Genomic DNA, 19183 nt, shown 5'->3' with positions numbered 1-19183 from the left:
GATGAAACCTCCTATTTAATCGATAAATTCGATATCCTGGTCTTCTATAATCATTTGCTTTAATTCTTTGGAAAGATTCTCTACAAACGTGTCGATATCTTGTTCATTCTTCAGACGTTTATTTGTGTCGACGATATTTTTAATTCGTACCCTACTTACACTCCTGGTTGCCGGAGGGGCCTCTGTCTCTTTTATTTCTTCCTGTTCTTTTTCTCTTTGGGCAGCCTGAATATTAGCATCAATTTTTCTTTCAAATTGAGTTTTATAATTATTACAGTGCGTGATGGTAGCGTCTACTTTGTAGATATTAGTATATTGATCGATGCTCGATAGTAAATCTTGAAACACTTTCTCCAACCGCTGTTTTGTTTGATCCGTAACACCGTATTGGCTAGCACTTGATTTTAAATTTTCACGAACTTCTTCCACATACGTTTTGGCATGTTGTTTCTTATCCACTAGTGTATGTTCGATGGCTTCATCAATTTTATGTGCTAGCGGTGGAATATCTTTAATTTTGTTATAAGGAATTGGATCTTCTACAATATCTTTTAATTGTTCAACCGCATCTTGAATGTCGTCACTCGTTAGGTAGTGTCGGTTTTCTTGATACTTATCAATAGCTCCCATTCCCTGGTCAAAAATTGACTTTTGATTATCAAAGAAGCTTGTTACATACGTTACGTCTTCTTCCCAATCCAATAAATCCTCTTCTAACTCTTTTAACTTTGTAAAAAATGCTGCATTGTCCATTCGTTCATTAAATTGTTCGAAATACTCGAGACCTTTATCTAGAATACTCTCGCCAGGATATTTTCGTCCTTCATAGCGTTGTTTATAGGCTTTTATTCTTTCTCTTTCCTGTTGGATAAGTCCTTTAATTTCGTGAACTAATCCATCTTCGTCTTCCGATAGATCCGTCTTGTTAAATACTTCTTTCGTTATTCTTCTCGCCGTGCGAAGCAAAGCATCATCTACTTTTACACGCTTGGTGACAATGACCATATCGGTTTCTGATGATTTAATTAAAGCATTTAATGCAGATTGATGCACAGGTTCAATATATTCCCCTTTGTAGCTTAAACGTATATACTGTTCTTTCCATAATTGAGCGATTAGCCCTGCTATATCTAACTCGCGCCACCCATAAGGTTTAGCCTGAAAATGATCAAGTACAGGTTTCACCCTCATTTGTCGTCCGAACTCATGTTGTAAATCAATATGATTTTTCACATCTTTATAGGCAAGTTCATTTGCAGCAGCTGTATTAAATAGTGGAGTTGCCTCATTATCACTTCGTAAAATCGTTAACAAATCATTGTTACTATTGACATGTTCTTTCACATAGTCTAATTTTTCATAAACACTCTCTATTAACAGAACCAGTGAATTAGTAATTTTTTCTTTTGCTGAACCGCCTTTCACATTCACATTTTCCCCATTTATATAGAACTTCGCAGCTCTTAAGCCATCATTCAGTAATTCACGTACTCTTCTACGACGCTCTTTCGCTTCAAATTGCTTGTTTTGAATGATGATCTGCATGTTTTCAGGCATTTGGTGAACATTTTTCCGTTTCTTATATTCTTCAATTTGTAACGCCTGCTCCATCTCATCCTGATAGTACTCATTTCCTTCTAATTTAATCAAAACTTCATCCTTACCATATGTCTCCATCATCAGCTCCCGATCGGATAAGGTATAGTTATCGGATAAAGAAGAAATAATATTTAAACCTAAAGTTGACGTCTGACTTCTATAATGTTTTTCATCCATTATTCGATTAAATGAAAAAGAATGTTCTTTTTTATATCGAACTGCTTTGTTATCAAAGATATCATCAAATATATAGCTCGCTAATTCCCTTTTAATTACTTCTTCTTCAATCTTTGTTTCTTTGATATCTCGATTAATATCCTGCTCATCATCCGTGAGGAAAACATATACCTCGCCGTTTTTCTGTATTAAGTTCTGTGCGGTAAGTTTTCGTAATGATTCTTGTAACTTCTCTTTTAGTTTTAATTTATCTTCATCAATATTCGTTACCATCAATGTTGAAAGATTATCCACATTTGCTGGAATTTCCTCAATATATTTAATCATGAATAAAACTTTCAAAACATCTATGTTAAATGGATCATCATTCAATGCCTGGTTTTGATATGCCCCTTCGATAACCCTGGCCACAGATGGAGATAAAAATTCTCGAATGGTTTCATAAAAAGCATGTAGCGGTATTAACGTACCTTCTTCATAATCTTTAAATTGCAAAGCTGATTCCTGGAAGGCCGACAACATAGAACGCTCGCCTTCAGAAAGATGCTTGCCGGAGCTTCCATGTTTCCTTACTTGTTCAAAAATACTTTGCAGCAATTTAAATTGATAAGGAACAAATGGATAAATTTCTGCAAATTCATTTTCATCATCATAACCACGAAATTCAGCATTCACTTCCCCTTTGAAGGATATTGTATTCTTAAGCTTTGCACTGTTATTGTCTGAAAGATAAAGCTGTTTCAATGTATCCATTACAAAATCTTGTTTTGCTAGAATACGTTCTTTAATTACTTCATCAACAGAAATAGATGATAGCGATAATCGTGTGTTAAAACGCCCCTGAATACGGGAGAAATCATCACCTTTTACTTTCATCAAACTATCAATACTTTCTTGTGCAGTAACGCCAAGCCAAACTTTCCCTTTACAGTATGTTCCGATATTTTCTGTAACCGTTTGAAGATTTAACATTAACTGGCGATTATCGCCGATATATTGACCTATCTCATCAACTAAAAATACTAATTTTTTCCCCTTCTGATCAACATACTCTTTCACATCTTTTGCAAACTTCTCAATGCTGATTTCAAAATTATTCACACCGTTTTCAAACCAATTTCGAGCGGTTTCTTCCGTCATATCGGTTACTTTTGTTAATGCACCAATTACAAAATCAGCGTCGAAATAAAAAGTGTTACGTCGATCTACCCATTCCTCTCCAGCAAGGAGATTAAATTCGCGTTTAAAATCGTCATATAAACCTTGTTGGTCTAAGTATTTTTCCATCTCAGCGACACCTGGAATATCACCATAATATCCACGGTGCTCATAAAATACTTTCATAAACACTTTTAAAATCGCATCTTCTTTTGATTTACCGTCTAGCGAACTCTTTGAATCGATATTAAACAAAATAACTTCTGTTTCAATATCAGCTGTACGCTTCATATTTGCTAACACCATTGGGTCTTGAATCTTATCTTCAAAATAATCAATGGCATTCTTGCCCTTAACTGGATGGTTTTTAAGCAAGTAGGACAAAATTTTCAGAAAGTGTGATTTACCTGATCCAAAGAAACCTGAGATCCATACACCAACATCTTCAAAATCCCCATCGATACCTTTTTGGTAGTTGTCATAAAACTTGGACAAATGCTTTTGAAGCTCTCTTGTGACAACATACTCATCTAGTTCTTGCTCAATACTAGCCTCATCCTCTTGACCTACCTTAATAACTCCGCGCAAATTTCGTTCGATGTTCTTATAAAACATATTTTTTATTTGAATGGGCACCTTAATACTCTCCTTCCAATAATTGATCATCAACTAAACGAAATGCTCTGTAATAATTATCCTTAAACTTTCCAAAAAGCTTTAACGACATGCCATCATATTTACCTGGAAAAAACATAATGACTGGTGTCTTATCAATCACTTCTTGTAAGCTATTTAAAACGGTGTGAGATCTAATAAATGGATAAATTTTCCCTACTCCAGTAATGAACACTACATTATGATCACTTATCTCCCGTTGAATCTTGTCTAAAAACATTTGAGGTTTGGCAAAGTTTTGCATCGCACGTAATAATGCTTCTTCACCTTGCTGTTTTTCAATCTGAAACACACGCTCAAATATATTTTTTTCTTCAAGCGATTCTATCAGCATTTTATATAAATCAAACTCAATGATCTTACGGCCTGAATTTGTGTGGCTAAATTGGTTTTTTACGTGATCAATATGATCTCTGACTAATAGCTCATATTGTGGATCATAATCAAATATGTAGAAACTAATTTCATTCCCTAACCCATAGCCCTCTATAAACTTATCTGAACGAATTTTTGGGATGATTTGATCTAAACGTTCAAGTATATTTGCCATTATTTCATCCTTTCACTTATGCACCCATCGCTTTAATATAATCAGCATCATTTATCGCTTCTAAATGCTCTTTCAAGTCCATATCAATAATCGGAACCGTTAGGGTTCCTTTTTTAATATCCATTAAAATACCCGATTCATGCAGTATTCTTTGGTGCACCGTTTGTAATTTCTTAACTGTCTGTTCTTTAAAAGAGGACACTTTTTCACTTTGTTCCGCTTTGTGATTAAAGAACACATTAATATCCTTTTTCTCTAATAAAAAATCTCCCTCAAAAAGCTTCTGAGAAATCACCTCTGCCATCCATTCAAAAAACAACCGATCTGTCTTCATAATGGCATAAAGATTAATCATTTTTGCCGTTTCTACATTTTCATTTAGTAACATGTTCACTAACACATCATCGAATGCCATTTTTCTCCTTAACAGAGAAGGGATAGCACGTTTTAAGCTGGACACATGTTGATATTCAAATAGATTGTCTTCAATCACCACTTCTTTTATCTCTTTATCTGACAGTCCTTCTAATGACAATTTCACGACTTGCTTTATCTCATAAAATAAAAAAGAAGCTCCTGTCAAAGCAGAACTATATTCAAGGTTATGTGACAACACATCCATCCCCTTCTTTTTAAAAGCTTAATATTTTGGTATCACTTCTACCCAATACTTTACTTACAACTTCCAGTCTTCTCTTCCCGCACTGCTGACGAAGAACCGTTGTATATTGTTCGTCCTTTATAAACTTACTCTCGTTGTTACTATAGAGTTTATGTATTAGTTCTATCATTTTCGATTCACTTATTTCGTCTGCCCAGTATTTATCTATAACAAGATTTATGGATGCTGCAAGGTCTCTCTGTGTTTTTTGAAACAGCTTGACCTCCATTTCAAAACCACCTCGACATTCTTACTTTTTTTATACTCAATTTTTATTCTATACCTAGTTCATAAGTAACACAATACATTAGGGGCGAAAAAATACATAAAAATTTCCAGAACCTCCACAATGACTATATGAAAAGGGGTACCCTTCCGTTTCATGCCCCACCCCTTTTATATAAACCGTTATTTATCCATTTGGATAGATAACGGTTTTTGTTTTACAGAGACGACATGCGTGGTGAGAGGAGCGCACTTCGAAAGGAGGAATTAGAAATGGATCGTTCATTAGTACACATTCTCCTGAAAGCAAAGGCGATCGATAAGTGGGTTCCACTCAAGTATCTAAATCATTATGGGATTCGAGAAGTAGACCTGTTGAACCTTGAGGATGAAGGATTGCTTTTGGTAACAAACCGGAAATCGGACGGTAAGTTATTGAAACTTACGTTGAAAGGTTATCACCATTTTAACAAATGAGGAAAGATGCTGTATCTGGATGTTACTGACAACTTATTAAGAGGAGGCATAGTTATGAAGAAAACTGTAAGACAGGATTATCAAGACGTATCGGAACTACTAAACGGAAAAGATGTACCCATCTCAGAGGTTAAAACTACCTACGAAGATCTATGTGAACAGGAGGAGGTTTTTACAGAAGAGATAATAGAAGCGATTGAATGCAATGATTATGTAAGACTGTCACATTTGCTTACTACCAGAGAACAATTAAGGACTGCCATCGAAACGATTGAATCATTGTATGGAGAAGACCTATTCACTCAACCAACAATGAAAAACCGAATGGGTAATCTCCTTCATCGTAGTGCGGATATCACTGCATCAAAGGGTGAAGATGTACTAGGTAAAGTCACAAACAGTCTAGAAAAAGCAAATCAATCAACACACCACCTTGCAAACAAAACATTGGATGTCTCTACCACAACTATTAGTAGAGGGAATCAGCTAAACCATAAAACAGGGAAGTTCCTAATTAATCAAACAGCGAACGCAATATCCAGACTTGGCAATATGATGAAAAAGAAATCTTAGTTCATTGAAAGGAGGTGAAATTCAAATGACAAGCAATCAACAATCTGTCAGCAACAATGTTTTACATTTTTCTACGGATGGAGCGGCAGGTAAACAATCATTGCCAAACATCGTCGTATCTTCATCTGAATCAAAACAACGAATAGAAGAATTACAAACATTCGTTCAAGACTGCATGGTGAAGGGGGTTGATTATGGATCAGTTGATGGTTTTTCAAAGCCTACTTTACTGAAACCTGGTGCTGAAAAACTCTGCGATGTATTTGGTTTTTCTAAGACAGCCGATGTCGTCAATCGTATCGAACAATGGGAGTCTGGCATTTTTGCTTATGAGGTGAAGATGACGCTTGTACGTAAAGACAATGGAGGTATCGAAGCGGAAGGTTTAGGTTTCTGTAACAGTAAGGAATCATCGTTTCAACAACAAGATCCTTATACGATCGTCAACACAGTATTGAAAATGGCAAAGAAACGAGCGTTGATTGATGCTGTTCTATCCGCAACACGATCGAGTGGTATCTTCACGCAAGACATTGAAGATATTCAGAAGCCAAAGAATAGGAGTAGTGCTGAGGATAAGGCAACAAGAGCCCAGCTCCAGATGATTTTTCGCACTGTTGATGAATTGGACATGTCAACGGATGTAGCGAAAGAGATGATGAAGATGAACTTTAATGTTGAACGTAGTCCAGAGTTAACAAAGAAACAAGCGTCTACCTTTATTAAAGACTTGATCATACTGAAGGAAACGTTGTAGGAGGTGGCATTTATTGAATGAACAACAATATAACGAATAACGAGCTCATGGATTGCAGATGCAGTCGATGAGCTTTTTTATGCACTGAGATGGGCTCATCCACAAATGAACCCATCAGCAACATGCACAACAGTATATAGAATCTCAACTATTCAATCAAATCGGGAGCGGCAATCATTGTCGCTCCTTTTCTATTATAAATACAATTTAGGAGGAATTATTGATGAACAATCTTATCGATAAAATGACGTTTAAAAATTTACTAGCTACAACAACACGGGAAAAGGAAGACAGCTATGTTGTGAACGAACTCTTCAATCGTTACCCTTCCGTACAAGAGGTTCTTGACGTTACAGAAGAAGAACTGATGCAGATCAAAGGCATCGGTAGTGTGAAAGCAAAACAAATAATCGCTGCTCTGCAGCTCGCTCGTACAAATCCATGTCCATCTGAAGATCGTTTTATCATTCGTTCACCTGAAGATGTATAAAAGACATGCAATATTTTGACCGTGAACATTTCGTCGTTCTTGGTTTAAATACGAAAAACGAAATCCTTTTTCGGGAAACAGTATTTATCGGATCATTGAATTCATCCATCGTGCATCCCCGGGAATGTTTTAAGCACTTAATCCGTCGTAGCTGCGCAAGTGCTATCGTAGCGCATAATCATCCTAGCGGAGATGTTACACCAAGCAAAGAAGATGTGAGTGTTACAAAACGTTTAGCAGATGCAGGTGACACAATCGGCATCGAAATCCTCGATCACCTCATCATTGGCCATGAAAAGTATTCAAGCTTGAAGGAACAAGGACACCTATAAAAAATTTTACAGAGAGCTAGTGAATACGCTGGAGTCAGTATCATCACTGGCTCTCCTCCTGTTTCATTCATAAATGGGCTGAAGTTATGCAAACTTACCGTACTATCTCTTAGTGCCACGTGATATTAGACTAAGATCTTGATACAACAGCCTTCTGTAAAATAAGTCAGATCAACCACTTATGTGAAAGTTGATGAAATGACGATCACTCTTATATATACACTTAAAAATCAAAAATTGTAACATTGAACTGAATAATTAGTTATTAAAAATGTCTGTGATATGTATTGATTGAAGTCGTGTTATCTACAACAAGAAACTGCCATGTGAACAAAACCGTCTCATTGATGTATCTAAATTTCGCCCAGGAATTACTGAAAAGTTATGTAGATGAACTACATGTCGATCATATCATTAAGTACCAATGAACAGCCCACAGGTTCCCTTTACGATCTGCTTCTATTAGAAGTGCTGCAGTTGCAAAACAAACTATTGAATCTTCACATCGTAAACACTCATCAGTTGTGACACATGATCGATGAGTGTTTTATTGCACAAAGACGATGTGCAGATGAATCTCACCAATGAATCTACATTAATTATAAATAAAGAGAATCATATGAATTGACCTGGAGGGACGGCCATCGTCTCTCCTTTTTTATTACAAAACACATTTAGGAGGAACATATAATGAACAACACAATCGATAAAATGACATTTAAAAACCTACTGGCCACAACAACCCGTGAAAAAGAAGACAGCTATGTCGTCAATGAAATCTTTACACGTTATCCTTCTGTGAAAGAGTTACTTGATGTAACAGAAGAAGAGCTCCTACAAATTAAGGGCATCGGCACAGTGAAAGCAAAACAAATCGTCGCCGCTCTAAAACTTGCACGTATGAATACATCTGCATCCGACGAGCGATTTATCATTCGGTCTCCTGAAGATGGATATGAATACTTGAAAGATATGCAATATCTTGATCGTGAACATTTCGTTGTACTTGGACTAAACACGAAAAACGAAGTGATGTTTCGTGAAACTGTGTTTGTCGGTTCATTAAATTCATCCATCGTACATCCAAGAGAATGTTTCAAACATTTAATCCGTCGTAGCTGCACTAACGCTGTCGTCGCACATAACCATCCTAGCGGAGACGTCACACCCAGCAAGGAAGATATCAACGTAACGCACCGATTAACAGATGCAGGGAAGATGATCGGCATTGAAATATTAGATCACCTTATTATCGGAGGTGAACAACACGCCTCCTTGAAAGAAAAGGGATATCTTCAAAACACTAAATAGAAAAAGGTTTCGGATGTAAATTGGTTAACATTTACTAGAGAATTACCTCTACTAAAAATCTTATTATAAATATGGTACAGCGTACAATAATTGGTACGTTGTACCATTTCCCAAAATAACATTATAACCATAAAAAGTTCGCTATTATATGTTGTTGTTCTTGCTATACTTATATCACCTGAAGTCCTTGGCATACTGGAGTTTATGGTAGGTATAGTCAATTACATTGTATATCTATCTCAATGCAGCTTTGTATATCAATCGTTTTACATTTTCTAAGACACAGGGTTGTTATATAGTCTTCCTGCACTCCTAAACCTTCTGAAAGGATAGGGTAATAGACTTTAGCCATATTATCAATATCCTTATTAACAATACTTCCTGAAAAATTAATATCTACGGCGTATGTTTTACTTGCCTTGCATTGAATATTATTCTGATGGAGAGCATCTACAATACTGACATAGTAAAAATCATGTTCAGGAAAAAAGTATGTGTGCTCATCAAAATTAAGGACGTGAGGTTTTACTTTAGGCTCGATATTTATATTAACCGATTGAAAGTCTACTAGAAGAATATCTGAGTACATATCAAAGCATTGAACAGTTAAAAAATCATCGGGATTTGTCTTACCAGTCTTCGCCCCGACATATCTATACTGAATATCACATTGATAGATATCATAATCATTGGCAACAACTTCACGATCAAAACTATCGATAACAGATTTCATTACTGGCAATAATGGGAGTTCATCAACCCTACGTGATGTTTCGACCATAATTTCAACTCGATACATACCCTTAGGGAGTGGACATTGTTGTTGATTCTCCTTTAGGTTAGCTCTTAACAACATTGTCACTTTAGATTGAAAGTCCATCATATTAATATCCTGTAGACGGTTGGCACGTCTGTCTGTTTCATGAGGCATTTCTTTTGGTTGATCATGAATACATATATAGGAGCTGTTATTGTGGTCAATATCAACCTCCCGCTTCTTTATATATGTTTTAATTCTACTAAGTGTAGTTTGGTTCATGTAATCATCTTCCTCCCCTCCAGGTATAATTTCTCCACTTTTTTACTACGCAGATAATATGGCCTTAATACAATCCTTTCCTCATCATATTTGTCTTTCGTAACAAGGCCGTAATCTCCTTTATATATTCCCCTTTGATATATACATCGAACCGGCTTTAAAAAGCCATCTTTTATGAATTTGATTATAACTTTAATAACACTATCTAAAGAACTTTTTAAATTATAACTAAACCCTTTGTTAAGGCTGACATAGCCGTTCTGATCAATAGATACCTTATCTGGATCAATCCCTCCGAAAAATTGAAGCCAGCAATGCGCATATAACAATAGCCACGTCTTCATCCTCATTTGACCCCAGTAACGAGATTTATTTATAAGCATTGCATCCTTTATCGCTGTATGTGGCAACATGATATAGCCATGATTATGATTTTTGAGATTACCCAAATCAGACTGTATGTCTTTACAACTATAAAATGTTTGAGTATACGGATCATAGTCTGGCGCAGTTAATATCTTTGTCTGATACATCTGGTGTTTATTAGCATTTGTCCTTTGGATAAAGTAATTTTTATGCAACCAGTCTATGTATTTATCTACGTAATACCTCTTAAAATTCAAATCTTTCATCATTTCGGTTTTTGCCTTTTTCACCTTTTTATATTTAATGTCTACATTCTTGCAAAGATATAAATAGAGCTTGAAGATATAAGGATCCATATCCTTATAAACATCCGAAATAATTTTCCTTTGAACTACAAAATATCCATCTGTTGATATATCAAATGTCTGATTACCGTTATTATTCACAAGGTATGAATGAAAATTAGATATTTGTTTACTCACACTGTCGTCCCCCTTAATTGTCTTATCTTTTATCGTACTGCACCTAAACTGATTACTTAGCTATTATTTATTTTTACATAACTATTCAAATTATAATAAATATAGTGTATAATAAAGACTATAACAAATAATTGGAGGAAATGAAATCTATGGGAGATAACATAGTACTTAATGAATCCGAGTATTTAGAAATGGCTAGTAGAGATATAGGGCCAAGAATTCGTTTTATAAGGGAAATTCTACATAAACATTTTGGTCAGATTTACAGTGGCAATAGTGTAGCTAATCGCGTCAAACTTGTCTCTCAGTCTACTCTTACTATGATTGAACGTGAAAAAACAAAAGATGTCTCTGCTAGAGCCCTTCACGCCATATGCAAAGATTTCAAAGTAAATATAGAGATCTTCTTTGATGATTTTTATTTAAATGAATACAAACCTATTGTCATTAATTTGAGTGCGAACAACAACAAAGAACCTGCTTCCTCCCTTTCAAACATTGATGAGCTATCCGTAAATCCATTTAGTGAAAATGAATACCATTACATTGTTCATGTTGAACAAGAAGCAAGTAATGGTGACAGAAGAAGTATTTATGACGGAAGAACCAAAGAAAAATTAAGTGTTGACAGTGGAAGAAATTTCATTGCAGAAATTATATTTTCTATTGAAAAAATTGATACATTCCTTAACCCGTACTACTTGCCACTAGAAAAAAGTTATTCTCCTTTTGAGCTTGCAGAAAAACATATTCAACTACGTGAAAAAAATCCTCAATACATTGGTTGGATTCCGAAGAATCGGTTACTAACAAGTGCGAAGCAACTTGATCATGTTAGAGATGAATACACTGCTCAATTACTTAAACAGGTGCAACACAAATTTGAAGAAGAATAGGCAATTTTACTTTTCTTAAAATGCTAATTAACTTGAAAGGATAGATAATAATGTATACCATGAACAATTATCCTGCTGCCTTGGATGTTTCACATATTCAATCAATATTAGGCATTGGCAGAAGACAAGCTTATGAATTAGTCAATTCCGGACAATTCCATGTCGTTCATGTGGGGAAAAGAATAAAAATATCACGGGAAGTTTTTTTTAACTGGTTGAACGGAGAAAAGGGCGAGGGATAACTTTCTTTTCCACATTTGCCAAGTGGGAACTTAGAATGCATTATTAGGATTCAGTCCTTAGAGATAGTCTTTAATGAGCTAAAAATTACATTAGTTAATGTGTTTATGATACTTAGTGGGAGGTGTTTTTGATGTATAAGGCTTCAATGGATAATCAAGTTATAAATTTGAAAAGTCGGACATGGGAAAATAAAAGAGATTTTCTCAAGAAACAGAACAAATTAAATAAGTTCACTTGTCACTTCTGCAATCAAAGAGTTTCACTACATTGGGGTTCCATAAGAGTTCCACATTTTAAACATGAGCGTAATGTTGATTGTTTCTTGGAAAATGAATCAAAAGAGCACGAAGAAGGGAAGGTCTTGTTGTTCCATTATTTCGAAAAGTATTACCGAGACGTTGCTGAAGAAATTGACATGGAACATAGAATCGATGAGACTAATCAAGTAGCCGACGTATACCTCCGATTTAAAAATGGGCAAGAATGGGCGATTGAATATCAGCGTTCTTCTATAACAGATGAGGACGTTAAAAAACGTCGAAAATTATACCGAGATGCAGATATTATAGATATATGGATTATAGGAGAAAATTTGCTTCAAAAAGAGAACCTCCTCTATCAAGTAACAGCTATCGGTCAGTCTTTAATGGAGCCGTCTACCTTTGGTGTAAATTCCCTTGTTTCCCTGAATCCTCATACGAAAGAGATAATGATTTTCCGAGAAGGGGAAGCGGTCAATCACCGAATTTTTTCAGGAAAAGATACTAGGTATTTATTAGAAGATATTTGTTTCAATTTAAAAGGGGAATGTTTTGGCGTAGAGGATCTCACACCTTATATAGAAAACAAGAAAAATTACGGAATAGAAAGTATGCAAATAACAATACCCAACACCACGTTAAAAAAATCGCCTTTACCAGGGTATGATTTTAAAGTAGATTTGGATGATTTCAAACAACATATATCGGTGCCACGGTACTTATATCCCTTTGTTCCTAAAACATGCTCTCAAGTAATGGTAGACGGAGAAATAATATTTAATGACCGATTAATTACAGAAGTCGGCCACTTCTATGCCAGCTTGCTTTATCCAGCTTCTTGGGAGAAAGAGATAAATAGAAAGAAGAAACAACAACCTATCATTGATTATCTTACCTGGGGTCACCTGGAATGGTGCTTATACGAATTTCTCTATGATTCAAAAAGTGAACGACATCGCCTACTTGCGGATGGTATGCATATAACTACAGCAAAGAGAAGAAAATTTGAATTGAGAAAACGGGGGATTTTGCCAGAAGATCACGATATAAATGAACCTATCAATATAGGCGAGTTTTTTTCGATTCTGCTAAAAGCTTTCAACTTATTTAATCCGGAAGAAGACTCAACACGAAAAGCTATTAAAGTAGAGCTGGTGAACGAGGAAGAAATTTCTTTTCTGAAAACTGGTCATTTTCCTACCGTTGTAAAATTAGGTGTCAGAATAAAAAATCAGATGCTGACAAACTGCGATAAATTTACGAACAGTTAAAACCGCATTCTTCATTCCTAGAGATAACTGCTTCAAAAAATGTATTTTATTTAACCCCTTTATAACTTTCATAAAAGTCTAATGAGTTCCACTGATTTTTTATCATTTTTTGCAAAGTAGCTATTACAATAGAAAGGCCAAAAGCACAGTTCTCCAAAATTATAGAATCATAGTCAAAAATACTATTATCTAAGACGTTGTTTTTTAAGGGATTTTCTATGTCTAAATCACCATGAACAAAACGGCTTCTCAAATCATAAAAATCCCTAATTTTCTTTTTATATACCTTTTTATTATTTTCGGGAATATTTAAAAATAAAATAATTCTATCCAAAAAAATTCTGTTGATTTGGCCTTTCGGGGTATCGTATAAGGCTTCTAAAGCAAGCGAAATCCAAATCAACTGTGTAGGACTAACTTTTTCTTCACAGCAAAAATGTAAGATAGAAAATAATGCCTTTTCAGTCCTATTCTTTGCTATTTGTCTAGATCCAAATTCTAATGACTCCATCCAAGCCCATACTTTACTTAATTCTAAACTTTCAATCTCTGGCCATCCAAGATTAATGCTATTAATCCAAGCAGTTTCTAACTGAGAGGAAGAATATTTATGTAACTCTAAATTTGTTTTAGCATTTGTTGGATTATAACTATCAAATGAGCCTGGTGCACTTAAATTTAGAGTCAAAAATATCTGAAAGAAAATGTTCTCAATGTAGTACTCAATCACCCGAACAATTTTTTCAATCGAATAATTTGCATTTTTGGTAGTGTCCACTTTCACCAAACAATTAACATCTATACAGTCAGGAAAATTATTATTTTGACCGAATTCCCATAATTGCTCTTCAGTAAATTTTCCCGAAAAGTAGTTTTCTATTGTAAAAAATGAATTAATTGCATTTTTTTCTAAAATTACTGGTATGTGTTCTTCCCAATCAATGTTGAGTATTAGGGAGCCTATTTTTGAGTCCAAATCTATCTTTGATAAAACACCTGGCACTTCTCCCCAAACTTTTGAAAAACTTTTTGTTATTAATTTATAATCTGAAGCACTTCTTTCAAATAGAGGAAATGTCATTTTTATGACTTTATTAATAATATCACTCCCTATTAAACAAATGAACGTGAGGAATCAAGAGAAGTTTGGACATTTTAATTTAGCGAATGAAAGTTAACTTCTCCATGATCTATTATACTAAAATAAATGATTATTATACCGAAAAAATAAACACACCGACATCTACCAATGTTTACTGTAACTCCTACACCTCCTGTAAAGGCTTAACTCTGCTATATACGCCTTCATATAATGAATGAATAGGATGCCCTGACAATCCTTATCTGTTGTTACTAGTGCGCTCTGACAGCTTACTGTGATGTATTCATTGCCATTCCTTACTTGTATGAAATGTTTATCGTCAGACAGGGGGATGTAATAGGTCTCTCCTCCCCACTCATATTCTAACTCAATTGCTCTTGTATTTAAACTAACTGTTCATAAATAATAAAGTTGTTTCATTTAAGCCGCATTTCTCCTATAAATAATGCATCTATATCAAAAAATAGTTGTTTAAAATGACGGGCTTTTCCACCTTTAAAACAGAATACATGATAAAAAAGTTGTTTGAAAAACTTCCACAATCGCACCCGCTTGCTTCACAAAACTGTTACCTAAGTAACTGCCTTAACTCATCAGTCATCTCCTCAACTAACTCGGGTCTACCATGAAACTGAGCAGGTGTATTTTGAAAGAGCTCAACACGCCAATCACCATCCTTTTTCACTGCCACTAGAGTTTGATGAGCGTTTACCGTGGGCTCGATATCTGTCTTTCCAGGTGGAATCATCCCTGCAATAGCGTGTAAAATTGCGGCATCAGTTCCCAAAGGCCGTATATCTTTAACTTTAGTTACAAAAGGAGCAGTAGGATATTGTTCAAAGATAGGCTCGAGGTGCGATAAGATTTCTTCTTGTCCAATTACCTTACTTCCATCAAACCCAATTTGAACTCCCTGTTCTGCGAATTGTTCAGCCATTCCTTGGGCTTGACGTTTATTCCACGCATCTATTAGTTTTAGATAAAGATTTTCGATTTCATCACGGAATGAAGTATTCATGTTCTATGCCTCCTCCTTTCCCAACGTCTTCTTAAGTTTATCACATTCAATTTTTTTGTATTCAAGATAATGACCCTTTAAGCCAAGAAAAAGTGCAATTCTTATTCCGGATTTGCGCCCGTTAATTGCATAAGTAATTATTGCTTTTCAACGTCTAGGTTTTTATAGAAGTCATCAACAATTGGATAAATGTCTGGTTCCGTGTGATAATAATTTCCTTGTACCTTCGTTAATCCAAATTGAACAGTCTTTTCACCATCTTCAAAAAGGGTAATTAAATAATTAAAACCACTTCTATTCTCTTGGTTTTCGTCTGGAATAAACTTAACCTCTTTTATATCACTTAAAAAACTTTCTATGTCTCCATTATATGTAACTGTCTTTTCGAAGCCAGTGTTACCATTCGTAATAACTATTTTAGTTACTTCGCTAAGGTCTTGCTCATAGAATTCGGCAACCGTCTTTGTGTCTAAATTACAACCAACTAGAGGTAATAATATGACAAGGGTAAATAAAAATCTCATAGACATAACCCCTTAACGCTCTTAGTTTGAAATAAATTAAAAACACTATCCTTACTTCAGGATTGCGCCCGTCTGTTTAAACTAGGTAATTCAGATTGGCTTTTTGGAAGATAACAATTTAATAGTTAATCCTGATAAAAATGACAATAATGTGTATAGGGCTGCCCAAACCCAAAATGTATAATTAAATACTGTAAAGAATGCCATAACTGTAATTATCGTACTAATATAGGTGCCATATAGATATTCTTAAAAATGTAATATCCAAGAACACCAATTACAATGGAGATTACCGGATATACAAATATAATTAACGGGATTAAGTTCTGTGCTTGAGTTCCTGATATTCTACTTGTCCAAGGAGAATTATCCTCCGTAGCATGAGTGCTCAGTTAGGCGATTTATTTAGATTACTTATTTGCCCTGTACAATTCAGATTTGCCAAGGTAATTGATTCCATTCTGTTCGCAAAACATTTTTAAGGTGCCATTAAACCATTCTGGTGCAAAGGGATTTAACATAATTGATTTAATAAAATTATCAATATGCCCGTAGTAAATCTGAAAAGTTTTATTCTTTAGATTTAAATTTAATTTTGAGACGATTCTTTCTACTTCAGTAGAAATTTCTTCAATTTCAATATTTTTATATAACCTCGAATCTCCACTTAGCTTTAAATAGTCTTTTATGTATTCTTGAGCGTCTTCGGTTCCATTAAATTTATAATGAGTTACTAGTCTAATTTCACTTTCATGTGAAAACGCTTTTCTTTTGATTCTAATCAAATCATAAAAAGACTCTTTTTCTACTAACTCATAAGGGTCGTCCACATACTCTACTTCTAAAGCTTCAACATTTTCAAGTTTTGAAATGTCATTTAAGTCAATTTCAATACGTACTGAAGTATTATTATTATTATAAATTCTCCATAAAGCATCGCTCTCATTTAGTTTTGTCCAAGATTGGCAATATAACTTATTCGTTATAATTTGATGAAGTATAGTGTCTACAGTACGTTCTGTAGAGATCGAATCATCAGAATCGATGATTTTTTTAAATTTAGATTCAATTAAACTTAACTCATATGGATCATCCCAAAGACTGGGATGCACAAAAGTTAATGATTGTGTCATTATCATATCAACAAAGGACTCAAAACTGACAAATCTATAAATTTTGGACATGACTTCCTCCTGTTTATTACGTACCAATTTATCAAAACGACTTCCCTACAAGATGTTCCTATTCTACATTTCATCACTGTTCCTCTATTCAAATATTCACTTCAAATGAAATAACTACATTTAATAATAACATTTCTTATTCCAATACTGGCCCGATTCTTGAATAGAAGGGGAGTTTAAAACAACTATTTTATCTTTAAATGACTTTATTATTCGTGTTCATTAACGATTAGATATCCGTCAAAACGATCAATCGTTTCTTTTTTAGGCTGTCGGAAAGTGAATCCATGCAAATTACCTCCTTTTAAATATCGATATCATTTAATGGATTGTATTTGTCGTTTTGCTGGGACAGGTCTGTTCCCCAAAGTGCGAGATACCTTTGAACCATATCCATCTTTTCATGCCTGAGGATCTTTTGAAGACTGAACACATCACCTCCTGCAAGCAAGTAGCGGTGCGCAAAGGTATGTCTGAATGTATGAGCCGACAACCGCACATCTCGGAAGTTCATAATCTTTGCCAGTCTTTTAAAAATGTTTTGTACTGCATTCTCTGTTAATCGTTCATTCTTTAAATTCACAAATACATACTCTGATGTTTCATTGAAATAGCGTTCACAAAACATACGGTATTCTGCCATTTCTTTTAATAATTTCTCAGTTACAGGTATAGTACTTATTGTTCGTTTCTTTCCAAAGATGGTGACTTGCTTATGTTCATAATCAATATCTGACCATTTCACATTACACATCTCACCTAAACGTACTCCTGTACCTAGCAAGAAGAATATAAGGGAAAAGTTTCTATAGGAATGAAAGGAATATTCTTTTCTTTTTTGTCGCTTATAGTATCCAAGCATTTTATGAATGTGGTGATCTTTAAAAACATCAATGCGGATATCTTCTTTTTGCTTTTTGATTTTCACTGCTGGATTTTTTTCGATCATTTCAATCTCGATCATATAGTTAAAAAATGCGTTCAAGTTCTTTAGCTTTGTATTAATGGATGCAGGCTTATTCTTTTTCTCCTGTTGTTCGTGTATGAGGAATGCTTTTACCATGTGTGGAGTGATCTCGGTAAGGTCAGTGATATTCTTTTGATGGACACAGAAGTCATGAAATATCTTAAGGGAATACTCGTATGATGAAATGGTTGTTTGAGAAAGGTTATTAAATTTCCGATCATCGAGGAAATCTTGAATTGCAAATTTCAAAAGCATAAAAAACCCACCCTCTTTCTCGTGGAAAGAAGATGGGCTATAGACGTTTTATATAGTTTGTGGTTGACCATATTCTTGTTGAAGCCTTAGAAAATCGTCAAACCTTTGGCGCAGTATGATGGAGCTTCCTACCGGACTCGAACCGGTGACCTCATCCTTACCATGGATGCGCTCTACCAACTGAGCTAAGGAAGCTTATGTATATAAAATAGCCTGGCAGTGTCCTACTTTCACAAAGGGTTGCCCCCTTCATTATCATCGGCGCTGGAGAGCTTAACTTCCGTGTTCGGCATGGGAACGGGTGGAACCTCTCCGCCATCACCACCAGACTTGCCCTGGACGGGCTGGCTTCTGTGTTGCGAACAGGACGTTCGCGATTTTAACAGAAGATCCTTTTATCGCAAGATCATCGATCCTGCTGCTTGAAAGATCGGGAATGGTATTCCCTCAAAACTGCATAACGAAGCATCCAGCCATAGACCACCTTGGTGTTTTGGATAAGCCCTCGACCGATTAGTATCTGTCAGCTCCACGTGTTGCCACGCTTCCACCTCAGACCTATCCACCTGATCATCTCTCAGGGGTCTTACT

General features: G+C 35.1%; 21 protein-coding genes, 1 tRNA gene and 2 rRNA genes. 10 read left to right on the top strand and 14 right to left on the bottom strand.

From position 1 onward, the window contains the following. Nucleotides 1-15 precede the first annotated feature (15 nt). Genes brxC through G475_RS0113400 form a run of 4 tightly spaced genes read right to left on the bottom strand, consistent with a single transcriptional unit; the run spans nucleotide 16 to nucleotide 5049 of the window. The gene (brxC, locus tag G475_RS0113415) at nucleotides 16-3570 is read right to left on the bottom strand and encodes a BREX system P-loop protein BrxC (protein ID WP_233275777.1); all 3555 of its coding nucleotides are present in this window, start codon (nucleotides 3568-3570) and stop codon (nucleotides 16-18) included. Between the two features lies 1 nt (nucleotide 3571). After that, the gene (locus tag G475_RS0113410) at nucleotides 3572-4159 is read right to left on the bottom strand and encodes a DUF1788 domain-containing protein (RefSeq protein WP_026701732.1); all 588 of its coding nucleotides are present in this window, start codon (nucleotides 4157-4159) and stop codon (nucleotides 3572-3574) included. A gap of 16 nt (nucleotides 4160-4175) precedes the next feature. After that, nucleotides 4176-4781, bottom strand: coding sequence for a DUF1819 family protein (locus tag G475_RS0113405; RefSeq protein ID WP_084414117.1), 606 nt, complete (start codon nucleotides 4779-4781; stop codon nucleotides 4176-4178). 10 nt (nucleotides 4782-4791) lie between these two features. After that, the gene (locus tag G475_RS0113400) at nucleotides 4792-5049 is read right to left on the bottom strand and encodes a TIGR04540 family protein (protein ID WP_026701730.1); all 258 of its coding nucleotides are present in this window, start codon (nucleotides 5047-5049) and stop codon (nucleotides 4792-4794) included. Between the two features lie 269 nt (nucleotides 5050-5318). Between G475_RS0113400 and G475_RS0113395 the strand changes: the two genes are divergently transcribed. The 7 genes from G475_RS0113395 (at nucleotide 5319) to radC (G475_RS25080) (ending at nucleotide 8985) form a co-directional block, all read left to right on the top strand. Continuing rightward, nucleotides 5319-5522 carry a hypothetical protein gene (locus G475_RS0113395; RefSeq protein WP_026701729.1) on the top strand — a complete coding sequence of 68 codons (204 nt, stop codon included), beginning with the start codon at nucleotides 5319-5321 and terminating at the stop codon, nucleotides 5520-5522. Between the two features lie 54 nt (nucleotides 5523-5576). Further along, the gene (locus G475_RS0113390; RefSeq protein WP_026701728.1) at nucleotides 5577-6095 is read left to right on the top strand and encodes a hypothetical protein; all 519 of its coding nucleotides are present in this window, start codon (nucleotides 5577-5579) and stop codon (nucleotides 6093-6095) included. 25 nt (nucleotides 6096-6120) lie between these two features. Continuing rightward, complete coding sequence (locus tag G475_RS25090; protein WP_051302520.1) at nucleotides 6121-6852, top strand: hypothetical protein; 732 nt, start codon at nucleotides 6121-6123, stop codon at nucleotides 6850-6852. 223 nt (nucleotides 6853-7075) lie between these two features. Continuing rightward, the gene (locus tag G475_RS27770) at nucleotides 7076-7342 is read left to right on the top strand and encodes a helix-hairpin-helix domain-containing protein (RefSeq protein ID WP_233275776.1); all 267 of its coding nucleotides are present in this window, start codon (nucleotides 7076-7078) and stop codon (nucleotides 7340-7342) included. A 5-nt stretch (nucleotides 7343-7347) separates the two neighbouring features. Next, a complete protein-coding gene (gene radC / locus G475_RS27765) occupies nucleotides 7348-7674 on the top strand; it encodes a RadC family protein (protein WP_233275775.1) in 327 nt (108 codons plus the stop codon). 399 nt (nucleotides 7675-8073) lie between these two features. Beyond that, nucleotides 8074-8202: a hypothetical protein gene (locus G475_RS27905; protein WP_267880106.1), complete on the top strand. Its 129-nt coding sequence runs from the start codon at nucleotides 8074-8076 to the stop codon at nucleotides 8200-8202. Between the two features lie 162 nt (nucleotides 8203-8364). Then, nucleotides 8365-8985 carry a RadC family protein gene (gene radC / locus G475_RS25080; protein WP_084414116.1) on the top strand — a complete coding sequence of 207 codons (621 nt, stop codon included), beginning with the start codon at nucleotides 8365-8367 and terminating at the stop codon, nucleotides 8983-8985. A 217-nt stretch (nucleotides 8986-9202) separates the two neighbouring features. Here radC (G475_RS25080) and G475_RS0113370 read toward each other — a convergent pair whose 3' ends face one another. Next, on the bottom strand, nucleotides 9203-10024 hold the full coding sequence (locus G475_RS0113370) for a hypothetical protein (RefSeq protein WP_026701727.1): 822 nt from the start codon (nucleotides 10022-10024) through the stop codon (nucleotides 9203-9205). Next, complete coding sequence (locus G475_RS0113365; protein ID WP_026701726.1) at nucleotides 10021-10872, bottom strand: hypothetical protein; 852 nt, start codon at nucleotides 10870-10872, stop codon at nucleotides 10021-10023. The genes G475_RS0113370 and G475_RS0113365 overlap by 4 nt, the downstream gene beginning before the upstream one ends. 149 nt (nucleotides 10873-11021) lie before the next feature. Between G475_RS0113365 and G475_RS0113360 the strand changes: the two genes are divergently transcribed. The 3 genes from G475_RS0113360 to G475_RS0113350 all read left to right on the top strand — a co-directional run bounded on the left by G475_RS0113360 (nucleotide 11022) and on the right by G475_RS0113350 (nucleotide 13542). After that, nucleotides 11022-11768, top strand: coding sequence for a helix-turn-helix domain-containing protein (locus G475_RS0113360; RefSeq protein ID WP_026701725.1), 747 nt, complete (start codon nucleotides 11022-11024; stop codon nucleotides 11766-11768). Between the two features lie 50 nt (nucleotides 11769-11818). Beyond that, nucleotides 11819-12010 (top strand): helix-turn-helix domain-containing protein, encoded by a 192-nt coding sequence (locus G475_RS0113355; protein WP_035711216.1) that lies wholly within the window; start codon nucleotides 11819-11821, stop codon nucleotides 12008-12010. A 131-nt stretch (nucleotides 12011-12141) separates the two neighbouring features. After that, nucleotides 12142-13542, top strand: a complete 1401-nt coding sequence (locus G475_RS0113350; protein ID WP_026701723.1) for a competence protein CoiA — start codon at nucleotides 12142-12144, stop codon at nucleotides 13540-13542. Between the two features lie 46 nt (nucleotides 13543-13588). On the opposite strand, the gene G475_RS0113345 is transcribed toward G475_RS0113350, so the two are convergent. The 8 genes from G475_RS0113345 to G475_RS0113310 form a co-directional block, all read right to left on the bottom strand. Next, nucleotides 13589-14623, bottom strand: a complete 1035-nt coding sequence (locus G475_RS0113345; protein WP_026701722.1) for a HEPN domain-containing protein — start codon at nucleotides 14621-14623, stop codon at nucleotides 13589-13591. Nucleotides 14624-15212: 589 nt separating this feature from the next. Further along, nucleotides 15213-15662, bottom strand: coding sequence for an SgcJ/EcaC family oxidoreductase (locus G475_RS0113340; RefSeq protein ID WP_026701721.1), 450 nt, complete (start codon nucleotides 15660-15662; stop codon nucleotides 15213-15215). Between the two features lie 137 nt (nucleotides 15663-15799). Beyond that, the gene (locus G475_RS0113335; protein WP_051302515.1) at nucleotides 15800-16186 is read right to left on the bottom strand and encodes a hypothetical protein; all 387 of its coding nucleotides are present in this window, start codon (nucleotides 16184-16186) and stop codon (nucleotides 15800-15802) included. A gap of 410 nt (nucleotides 16187-16596) precedes the next feature. Further along, entirely contained in the window at nucleotides 16597-17370 is a 774-nt protein-coding gene (locus tag G475_RS0113330; protein ID WP_026701719.1) for a DUF2971 domain-containing protein, read from the bottom strand. A 304-nt stretch (nucleotides 17371-17674) separates the two neighbouring features. Continuing rightward, nucleotides 17675-18592 (bottom strand): tyrosine-type recombinase/integrase, encoded by a 918-nt coding sequence (locus tag G475_RS0113325; protein WP_026701718.1) that lies wholly within the window; start codon nucleotides 18590-18592, stop codon nucleotides 17675-17677. Between the two features lie 119 nt (nucleotides 18593-18711). Beyond that, a tRNA-Thr gene (locus G475_RS0113320) sits at nucleotides 18712-18787 on the bottom strand. 16 nt (nucleotides 18788-18803) lie between these two features. Continuing rightward, nucleotides 18804-18921: ribosomal RNA gene (rrf, locus tag G475_RS0113315) — 5S ribosomal RNA — on the bottom strand. Nucleotides 18922-19085: 164 nt separating this feature from the next. Then, nucleotides 19086-19183 (bottom strand): 23S ribosomal RNA (locus G475_RS0113310); the annotation flags it as partial.

It is taken from the genome of Salibacterium aidingense DSM 18341 (assembly GCF_000429685.1).
GTDB classification, from domain to species: Bacteria; Bacillota; Bacilli; order Bacillales; family Marinococcaceae; genus Salibacterium; species Salibacterium aidingense.
This window is presented reverse-complemented; position numbering and strand designations above follow the sequence as displayed.